The organism is Streptococcus mitis (genome assembly GCF_001074635.1).
Lineage (GTDB): Bacteria > Bacillota > Bacilli > Lactobacillales > Streptococcaceae > Streptococcus > Streptococcus mitis_E.
This window is the reverse complement of the sequence record NZ_JUQO01000150.1, coordinates 26,901-36,923: the sequence shown is the minus strand read 5'-3', so window position 1 is coordinate 36,923 and position 10,023 is coordinate 26,901. Positions and strand designations below refer to the sequence as shown.

The following is a 10,023-nucleotide window of genomic DNA, read 5'->3' as shown; positions in this document are numbered from 1 at the left end:
TTGACAAGTGATTTCTGGATTGCTAAAGATTTTCTTAGCTACCAAGTCATTGGTTGGGCTGATGCCCGGATGTCTGAGAATCATCCATTCCCTCCTTCTATTATACCATATTTTAAAATCTAATTTTGCTAGATTCGATGGTTCTATCTATTTATTCGGAAAAAAGAGGATAAATGAAATAGTAAATAAAAAATAAGAACAGCGGATAAGCAATAAATTTTAAGATTATCTGTCTTCTCCGCTTATCTGATAATAAATAAGGTCCGCAAAATAACCTTTTCTCTCTACACCATTAGTAATAGTCTTTAGATAGGACATTCCAGCCTTATCCATAACATGACCTGAAGCTGGGTTGAGACTGGCATATCGTGCTTTGACTTTTTGAAAACCTGCTTGAGTAAAACAGAAGTCTAAGATAGCTTTTAAGGCCTCTGTCATAAGGCCACGACTCCAATAGTTTTTTCCTAAAACATAGCCAATTTCACAACTGGAATCATTCTCATTCATCTCAACAATGCTGCTATCTCCTATCACTTGCTCTGGGTTTTCTTTGAGGTAAATGGCCCATTTGTAATAGTTGGGATTGGCATAGGAAGCAACCCAATTACGAATCGAGTTTCGAGTGACCTCAACATCAGGATGGGGATTCCAAGTAACAAACGTCAGATTCTCAGCAGACGAAGCCCAATTTTGAAACATGGCTTCCGCATCACTCTCCACAAATCTTCTCAAGATTAAACGGTTTGTCTGTAATATTTGCGTACCTATTGCTTTCATGATGTTACCTCGCTTTCTGGTGTGTGATTCTCTATTCAATCTCCATTGAAACTATAGTATATCATCGAGATAAGCTGTAGACAAATCAACTAGGGCATTCACATTAATTTCTAAAAATACTTTAGAAGTTAATTGGTACTATTCTAGATTCAATTTATTAGACTTTCAGTCAGTAGGTTTGAAGAAAAAAATCTAAATTCATTTTCTATTCACCCTTCTTTCTTGCATTGCTTTCTTAAATATGCTAGAGTGGTGATAGCGATTACAAAATAAAAGGAGCATATTATGAAAAATCCAGCTTTGTTAGAAGAAATCAAGACTTATAGAGGAAGGGATGAGGTTCCGGAAGACTTTGATGCTTTCTGGGATGAGGAAGTGAAAAAAGTTTCAACTCTTCCAGCCTACCAGTTGGAGGAAAGAAATTTCCACATTCCTCAAGTCAAGTGCTATGAATTAACCTTTGAAGGAACCAATGAAGGTAAGGTCTATGCGCGCGTCGTTCTTCCAAAAAGTGAGGAGAAGGTTCCACTAATCTTCCATTTCCATGGTTATATGGGACGTGGCTGGGACTGGGCTGACATGCTGGCCTTCACCGTTGCTGGTTATGGTGTTGTTTCCATGGATGTGCGGGGGCAGTCGGGTTACTCACAAGACGGCTTGCGTTCTCCTCTAGGAAATACAGTTAAGGGGCATATTATCCGTGGTGCTATGGAAGGTCGGGATCACCTCTTTTATAAGGATGTTTATCTGGACATTTACCAGTTGGTTGAAATTGTTGCTAGTCTGCCTCAGGTGGATGAAAAGCGACTTTCTAGCTATGGTGCCTCTCAAGGTGGTGCTCTAGCCTTGGTTGCGGCAGCGCTCAATCCTCGGATTCAGAAAACAGTTGCCATCTATCCTTTCTTGTCAGACTTCAGACGAGTGCTTGAGATTGGTAATACTAGCGAGGCTTACGACGAACTTTTCCGTTATTTTAAGTTTCACGACCCCTTCCATGAAACTGAGGAGGACATCATGGCGACCCTTGCCTATATCGATGTGAAAAATCTTGCCCATCGTATCCAAGGTGAAGTTAAGATGATTACTGGCTTGGACGACGATGTTTGCTATCCTATTACCCAGTTTGCGATTTACAACCGGCTGACCTGCGATAAGGCCTATCGCATCATGCCAGAGTATGCTCATGAAGCTATGAATGTTTTTGTCAATGACCAAGTCTACAACTGGCTCTGTGGCAGTGAGATTTCTTTTAAGTATGTGAAGTGATGAATGAGAGGCTGAGAAAAAAGTCTTTGAAATCATAAAAACGCATAATATCAGGTGTGCAATGAACAACCTTGATATTATGCGTTTTATTGTGGGAAGATTTACTTCATTTTCTCCTGAAATTGAGTTTTTGTTCAATCTCTTTTTACATTACTAATGTGACTAGAATATGCCATATATTTTTTGAATGAACTATAACAAAGAGGGATATATCTTGATTTTAAATAAACCAGTCTAGAGCCTAAGAAGATAGTGAGGTCTCTAGACGGTTTTTTAATAATTGATAAAATTAGATTTATATTTAAAGTGATTTTAGACAATAAGAATTTTTAAGCTATTTTATAATGGTTGTTTTATGATTATATTACCTAAGTATAAAAAAGGATTAATATATTTGGTATAGAAAGTAGTTTCTTAATAAAGTGTTATATAAAATATTTATAAAAGTATATTCTATCGCACAACAAATATTGAAAGCGCTTTTAAAAAGGTATATAATGGGTTCATAAAACAAGGAAAATGAGGCATAAGTAAGACACGTTATAAGATATGTAATAAATAATTTTCTTGGAGTTTATCATAGGTAAGAAACGGAAACAAATTCTTAATAGAATTGAGAATTAACATATCGTAAATTATATATTTTTAAAATAGGGAGTGTGGTGCTGCTATATATAGATAAAAATTTGTAGAAAGGAGGATACGGTATGATTATCACAAAAATTAGTCGTTTAGGAACTTATGTGGGAGTTAATCCACATTTTGCAACATTAATAGATTTTCTAGAAAAAACAGGACTAGAAAATTTAACAGAAGGTCCGATTGATATCGATGGTGATCGATTGTTTGGAAATTGCTTTACTTATCTAGCGGACGGTCAAGCAGGAGCCTTCTTTGAAACCCACCAAAAATATTTGGATATTCATTTAGTTTTGGAAAACGAAGAAGCCATGGCTGTTACGTCGCCAGAAAATGTAAGCGTTACCCAAAAATATGACGAAGAAAAAGATATTGAATTATACACAGGGGAAGTGGAACAGTTGGTTCATTTGAGAGCTGGCGAATGCCTCATCACTTTTCCAGAAGATTTACATCAACCGAAGGTTCGTATAAATGATGAACCTGTGAAAAAAGTTGTCTTTAAAGTTGCGATTTCTTAATGTAGAAAGGGAAGAACAATGAAAAAAATGAGAAAGTTTTTATGTTTAGCTGGAGTTGCGCTAGCAGCCGTTGCCTTGGTAGCTTGTTCAGGAAAGAAAGAAGCTACAACTAGTACTGAACCACCGACAGAATTATCTGGTGAGATTACAATGTGGCACTCCTTTACTCAAGGACCACGTTTAGAAAGTATTCAAAAATCAGCAGATGCTTTCATGCAAAAGCATCCAAAAACGAAAATCAAGATTGAAACATTCTCTTGGAATGACTTCTATACTAAATGGACTACAGGTTTAGCAAATGGGAATGTGCCAGATATCAGTACAGCTCTTCCTAACCAAGTAATGGAAATGGTCAACTCAGATGCTTTGGTTCCGCTAAACGATTCTATCAAGCGTATTGGACAGGATAAATTTAACGAAACTGCCTTAAATGAAGCAAAAATCGGAGATGATTACTACTCTGTTCCTCTTTATTCACATGCACAAGTTATGTGGGTTAGAACTGATTTGTTAAAAGAACATAATATTGAGGTTCCTAAAACTTGGGACCAACTCTATGAAGCTTCTAAAAAATTGAAAGCAGCTGGAGTTTACGGCTTATCTGTTCCGTTCGGAACAAATGACTTAATGGCAACACGCTTCTTGAACTTCTACGTACGTAGTGGTGGAGGAAGCCTCTTAACAAAAGATCTTAAAGCAGATTTGACAAGTCAACTTGCTCAAGATGGTATTAAATACTGGGTTAAAATGTATAAAGAAATTTCACCTCAAGATTCTTTGAACTTTAATGTCCTTCAACAAGCTACCTTGTTCTATCAAGGAAAAACAGCATTTGACTTTAACTCTGGCTTCCATATTGGAGGAATTAATGCCAACAGTCCTCAATTGATTGATTCGATTGATGCTTATCCTATTCCAAAAATCAAAGAATCTGATAAAGAACAAGGAATTGAAACCTCAAACATTCCAATGGTTGTTTGGAAAAATTCAAAACACCCAGAAGTTGCTAAAGCATTCTTAGAATCACTTTATAATGAAGAAGACTACGTTAAATTCCTTGATTCAACTCCAGTAGGTATGTTGCCAACTATTAAGGGGATTAGCGATTCTGCAGCCTATAAAGAAAATGAAACTCGTAAGAAATTTAAACATGCTGAAGAAGTGATTACTGAAGCTGTTAAAAAAGGTACTGCTATTGGTTATGAAAATGGACCAAGTGTACAAGCTGGTATGTTGACTAACCAACACATTATTGAACAAATGTTCCAAGATATCATTTCAAATGGAACAGATTCTATGAAAGCAGCAAAAGAAGCAGAAAAACAATTAAACGATTTATTTGAGGCTGCTCAGTAGATGTAAAAGACTAGAAAATAGGTGGGCTAGTGAGCTGAAAAGCCCTAGCCCAATCTTGTAAAAGAAGGGAGAAGGAGAATGGTTAAAGAACGTAATTTAACTCGCTGGATATTTGTTTTGCCAGCTATGATTATCGTAGGATTACTCTTTGTTTATCCGTTTTTCTCGAGTATTTTTTATAGCTTTACCAATAAGCATTTGATTATGCCCAATTATAAATTTGTTGGTTTAGCTAACTATAAAGCTGTGCTATCAGATCCCAACTTCTTTAATGCGTTCTTTAATTCAATTAAGTGGACCGTTTTCTCATTAGTTGGTCAAGTTTTAGTAGGGTTTGTATTGGCTTTAGCTCTTCACAGAGTACGCCACTTCAAGAAATTATATAGAACCTTATTGATTGTTCCTTGGGCATTTCCTACAATCGTTATTGCCTTTTCTTGGCAGTGGATTCTAAATGGAGTTTATGGCTACTTACCTAATCTAATCGTAAAATTAGGTTTAATGGATTATACACCTGCATTTTTGACAGATAGTACATGGGCATTCCTATGTTTGGTGTTTATCAACATTTGGTTTGGAGCGCCGATGATTATGGTTAATGTGCTTTCGGCTTTGCAAACAGTACCAGAAGAACAATTTGAGGCTGCTAAGATAGATGGTGCTTCAAGTTGGCAAGTGTTCAAGTTTATCGTCTTTCCACATATTAAAGTGGTTGTAGGACTTCTAGTTGTTTTGAGAACTGTATGGATCTTTAATAACTTTGATATCATCTATCTTATTACTGGTGGTGGACCGGCTAATGCTACAACGACGCTTCCAATTTTTGCTTACAACCTAGGTTGGGGAACTAAATTGTTGGGTCGTGCTTCAGCAGTTACAGTGTTGCTCTTTATCTTCTTGATGGCGATTTGCTTTATCTACTTTGCTATCATCAGTAAGTGGGAAAAGGAGGGTAGAAAATAATGAAGAAGAAATCCAGTATTTATTTAGATATTCTCTCACATGTACTCTTGATTGGTGCGACCATCGTTGCAATTTTCCCATTGGTATGGATTATCATATCTTCTGTCAAGGGGAAAGGGGAATTAACTCAGTATCCAACACGATTTTGGCCTGAACAATTTACATTAGATTATTTCACTCATGTTATTAACGATTTGCACTTTATTGATAACATTCGAAACAGTTTAATCATTGCCTTAGCTACAACCGTTATTGCGATTATTATTTCTGCTATGGCAGCCTATGGTATTGTTAGATTCTTCCCTAAATTGGGAGCAATCATGTCGAGATTACTTGTCATTACCTACATTTTCCCACCAATTTTGTTAGCAATTCCCTATTCAATTGCCATTGCTAAAGTTGGATTAACAAATAGTTTATTTGGCTTGATGATGGTTTATCTATCTTTTAGTGTTCCATATGCAGTTTGGCTCTTAGTTGGATTTTTCCAAACAGTTCCAATTGGAATTGAAGAAGCAGCTAGAATTGATGGTGCAAATAAATTTGTTACTTTTTATAAAGTTGTACTACCGATTGTAGCACCAGGTATTGTAGCAACAGCTATTTATACATTTATCAATGCTTGGAATGAATTCCTGTATGCTTTGATTTTGATTAACAATACAGGAAAGATGACAGTAGCAGTAGCCCTTCGTTCACTTAATGGTTCAGAAATTTTAGACTGGGGAGATATGATGGCTGCATCTGTTATTGTAGTTCTTCCATCGATTATTTTCTTCTCTATCATCCAAAATAAAATTGCAAGTGGATTATCAGAAGGATCTGTAAAATAAGTTAAAATTAGAAAGTTTATTCAATAATAAAGGAGAAAAACATGGTTAAATATGGTGTTGTTGGAACAGGATATTTTGGAGCTGAGTTAGCTCGTTATATGCAAAAGAATGATGGAGCAGAGATTACTCTTCTCTATGATCCAGATAATGCAGAGGCAATTGCAGAAGAATTGGGAGCAAAAGTAGCAAGCTCCTTAGATGAGTTGGTTTCTAGCGATGAAGTAGATTGTGTTATTGTCGCAACTCCAAATAATCTTCATAAAGAACCAGTTATTAAGGCCGCACAACATGGTAAAAATGTTTTCTGTGAAAAACCAATTGCGCTTTCTTATCAAGATTGTCGCGAGATGGTAGATGCATGTAAAGAAAACAATGTAACCTTTATGGCAGGACATATTATGAACTTCTTTAATGGTGTTCATCATGCAAAAGAACTAATTAATCAAGGAGTCATTGGAGACGTTCTATACTGTCACACAGCTCGTAATGGTTGGGAAGAACAACAACCATCAGTATCATGGAAAAAAATCCGTGAAAAATCAGGTGGTCACTTGTATCACCACATCCATGAATTGGATTGCGTGCAATTTCTTATGGGTGGTATGCCTGAAACTGTAACCATGACAGGTGGGAATGTAGCCCATGAAGGTGAAAATTTCGGTGACGAAGATGATATGATTTTTGTCAATATGGAATTTTCTAATAAACGTTTTGCCTTGTTAGAATGGGGTTCAGCTTATCGTTGGGGTGAGCATTATGTCTTGATTCAAGGAACGAAAGGTGCCATCCGTTTAGACTTATTCAACTGTAAAGGAACTCTTAAGCTAGACGGACAAGAAAGTTATTTCTTGATTCATGAATCGCAAGAAGAAGATGATGACCGTACTCGTATCTATCATAGTACAGAGATGGATGGAGCAATTGCTTATGGTAAACCAGGTAAACGTACTCCATTATGGTTATCATCTGTCATTGATAAAGAAATGCGCTATCTACATGAGATTATGCAAGGAGCTCCAGTATCAGAAGAATTTGCAAAATTGTTGACAGGTGAAGCTGCTCTCGAAGCAATTGCTACTGCAGATGCTTGTACCCAATCTATGTTTGAAGATCGTAAAGTAAAATTGTCAGAAATTGTAAAATAAATTTTGGTATTCTCCTATTATAGGTCGACTAGCTCCTCTGAAAGTACTTTTAGAGGAGCTGTTTGACTTGTCTAGTTTTTGAAACTGAAATCTATTCTACTACAAAGTATTGAAAGCGTTTCACAAATGATATATAATAAACTCATAAGAACAAAGAAAAGGAGGAAAGAGGATGCCACAGATTACTAAAGAAGCCTTGATTGCACAAATCAAAGATGGAATCATCGTTTCTTGTCAGGCCCTTCCTCACGAACCGCTTTATACAGAAGCGGGAGGAGTCATTCCCTTGCTGGTCAAAGCGGCTGAGCAAGGTGGAGCAGTCGGTATCAGAGCAAACAGTGTTCGTGATATCAAGGAAATCAAGGAGGTTACCAACCTTCCAATCATTGGGATCATCAAACGAGATTATCCACCACAAGAACCCTTCATCACGGCTACCATGAAAGAAGTTGATGAATTGGCAGAACTCGACATTGAGGTGATTGCTCTGGATTGTACCAAGCGTGAACGCTATGATGGTTTGGAGATTCAAGACTTTATTCGTCAGGTTAAAGAAAAATATCCTAACCAGCTCTTGATGGCTGATACAAGTACTTTCGAAGAAGGACTAGCAGCTGTTGAAGCAGGAATCGACTTTGTCGGAACAACCTTATCAGGATACACATCTTACAGTCCAAAAGTGGATGGTCCCGATTTTGAATTAATCAAAAAACTCTGTGATGCTGGTGTAGATGTCATTGCAGAAGGGAAAATTCATACACCAGAACAAGCCAAACAAATCCTGGGATACGGAGTGCGAGGTATTGTTGTTGGTGGCGCTATTACTAGACCAAAAGAGATTACAGAACGCTTCGTTGCTGGTCTTAAATAACACAATTTCAAAACAGAGGAGAGTGGTGGATGCATCGGATGAAATGAAAACGTATACAAATGCAATCTTACTCATTATCCAATATGGATACGCTTATCAATTAGGAGAATACAAATGAAATTTAGAAAACTAGCTTGTACAGTACTTGCGGGTGCTGCGGTTCTTGGCCTTGCTGCATGTGGTAATTCTGGTGGTAGCAAAGATGCTGCTAAATCAGGTGGAGATGGCGCTAAAACAGAAATCACTTGGTGGGCATTCCCAGTCTTCACTCAAGAAAAAACTGGTGACGGTGTTGGAACATATGAAAAATCAATCATCGAAGCTTTTGAAAAAGCCAATCCAGATGTAAAAGTGAAATTGGAAACCATCGACTTCAAGTCAGGACCTGAAAAAATCACAACAGCTATCGAAGCAGGAACAGCTCCAGACGTACTTTTTGACGCACCAGGACGTATCATCCAATACGGTAAAAACGGTAAATTGGCTGAGTTGAACGACCTCTTCACAGACGAATTTGTTAAAGATGTTAATAACGAAAACATTGTACAAGCAAGTAAAGCTGGAGATAAAGCTTACATGTATCCAATCAGTTCAGCACCGTTCTACATGGCCATGAACAAGAAAATGTTGGAAGATGCTGGAGTTGCAAACCTTGTAAAAGAAGGTTGGACTACTAATGATTTTGAAAAAGTTTTGAAAGCGCTTAAAGACAAAGGCTACACACCAGGTTCATTGTTCAGTTCTGGTCAAGGGGGAGACCAAGGAACACGTGCCTTCATCTCAAACCTTTACGGCGGTTCTGTAACAGATAAAGATGTAACAAAATACACAACTGATGACCCTAAATTCGTCAAAGGTCTTGAAAAAGCAGCTAGCTGGATTAAAGACGGTTTGTTGAACAATGGTTCACAATTTGATGGTGGAGCAGATATCCAAAACTTTGCCAACGGTCAAACATCTTACACAATCCTTTGGGCACCAGCTCAAAACGGTATCCAAGCTAAACTCTTGGAAGCAAGTAAAGTAGAAGTGGTAGAAGTACCATTCCCATCAGATTCAGGTAAACCAGCTCTTGAATACCTTGTAAACGGATTTGCAGTATTCAACAATAAAGACGACAAGAAAGTTGCAGCATCTAAGAAATTCGTTCAATTCATCGCGGATGACAAAGAATGGGGTCCAAAAGACGTTGTTCGTACAGGTGCCTTCCCAGTTCGTACATCATTTGGCAAACTTTATGAAGACAAACGTATGGAAACAATCAGTGGTTGGACTAAATACTACTCACCATACTACAACACTATCAATGGTTTTGCTGAAATGAGAACACTTTGGTTCCCAATGTTGCAATCTGTATCAAATGGTGACGAAAAACCAGCGGATGCTTTGAAAGCCTTCACTGAAAAAGCTAACGAAACAATTAAAAAAGCTACAAAACAATAAGCACTAAATCAGATTGACTCCTCCCTTTTCCCTGTGCATAGTCTATGTAAGAAAAGGGAGGATTTTGTTTGAAATGTAAGGAACTGTCACGAAATTAAAATGAAGTTCTTACATAAGCGAATCTTAAAAAATTTCATTTTGATTTTAAAACAGTTCAAGAAAATCCAAAATATTTTATTTGTGAAAGAGAGGTGCCGACTGTGAAAGTC

9 protein-coding genes are annotated in these 10,023 nt (G+C 37.2%); 8 read left to right on the top strand and 1 reads right to left on the bottom strand.

Annotated features, from left to right (window positions below; genetic code table 11):
• Positions 1-225: 225 nt before the first annotated feature.
• Positions 226-777: a GNAT family N-acetyltransferase gene (locus tag ADI58_RS06355; protein WP_049521903.1), complete on the bottom strand. Its 552-nt coding sequence runs from the start codon at positions 775-777 to the stop codon at positions 226-228.
• A 285-nt stretch (positions 778-1,062) separates the two neighbouring features.
• Here ADI58_RS06355 and ADI58_RS06350 point away from each other — a divergent pair, with 285 nt between their 5' ends.
• The 8 genes from ADI58_RS06350 to ADI58_RS06310 all read left to right on the top strand — a co-directional run bounded on the left by ADI58_RS06350 (position 1,063) and on the right by ADI58_RS06310 (position 9,814).
• Positions 1,063-2,043 carry an acetylxylan esterase gene (locus ADI58_RS06350; RefSeq protein ID WP_049521902.1) on the top strand — a complete coding sequence of 327 codons (981 nt, stop codon included), beginning with the start codon at positions 1,063-1,065 and terminating at the stop codon, positions 2,041-2,043.
• Between the two features lie 707 nt (positions 2,044-2,750).
• On the top strand, positions 2,751-3,203 hold the full coding sequence (locus tag ADI58_RS06340; protein WP_049521901.1) for a YhcH/YjgK/YiaL family protein: 453 nt from the start codon (positions 2,751-2,753) through the stop codon (positions 3,201-3,203).
• A gap of 18 nt (positions 3,204-3,221) precedes the next feature.
• Positions 3,222-4,559, top strand: coding sequence for an ABC transporter substrate-binding protein (locus ADI58_RS06335; protein ID WP_049521900.1), 1,338 nt, complete (start codon positions 3,222-3,224; stop codon positions 4,557-4,559).
• A gap of 78 nt (positions 4,560-4,637) precedes the next feature.
• Positions 4,638-5,522, top strand: coding sequence for a carbohydrate ABC transporter permease (locus ADI58_RS06330; protein WP_049521899.1), 885 nt, complete (start codon positions 4,638-4,640; stop codon positions 5,520-5,522).
• Positions 5,522-6,355, top strand: coding sequence for a carbohydrate ABC transporter permease (locus ADI58_RS06325; RefSeq protein ID WP_000730468.1), 834 nt, complete (start codon positions 5,522-5,524; stop codon positions 6,353-6,355). The genes ADI58_RS06330 and ADI58_RS06325 overlap by 1 nt, the downstream gene beginning before the upstream one ends.
• A 41-nt stretch (positions 6,356-6,396) precedes the next feature.
• A complete protein-coding gene (locus tag ADI58_RS06320; protein WP_000241736.1) occupies positions 6,397-7,500 on the top strand; it encodes a Gfo/Idh/MocA family protein in 1,104 nt (367 codons plus the stop codon).
• Positions 7,501-7,672: 172 nt separating this feature from the next.
• Complete coding sequence (locus tag ADI58_RS06315; protein ID WP_004258578.1) at positions 7,673-8,371, top strand: N-acetylmannosamine-6-phosphate 2-epimerase; 699 nt, start codon at positions 7,673-7,675, stop codon at positions 8,369-8,371.
• Positions 8,372-8,485: 114 nt separating this feature from the next.
• Entirely contained in the window at positions 8,486-9,814 is a 1,329-nt protein-coding gene (locus tag ADI58_RS06310) for an ABC transporter substrate-binding protein (RefSeq protein ID WP_049521898.1), read from the top strand.
• The last annotated feature ends 209 nt before the right edge of the window (positions 9,815-10,023 follow it).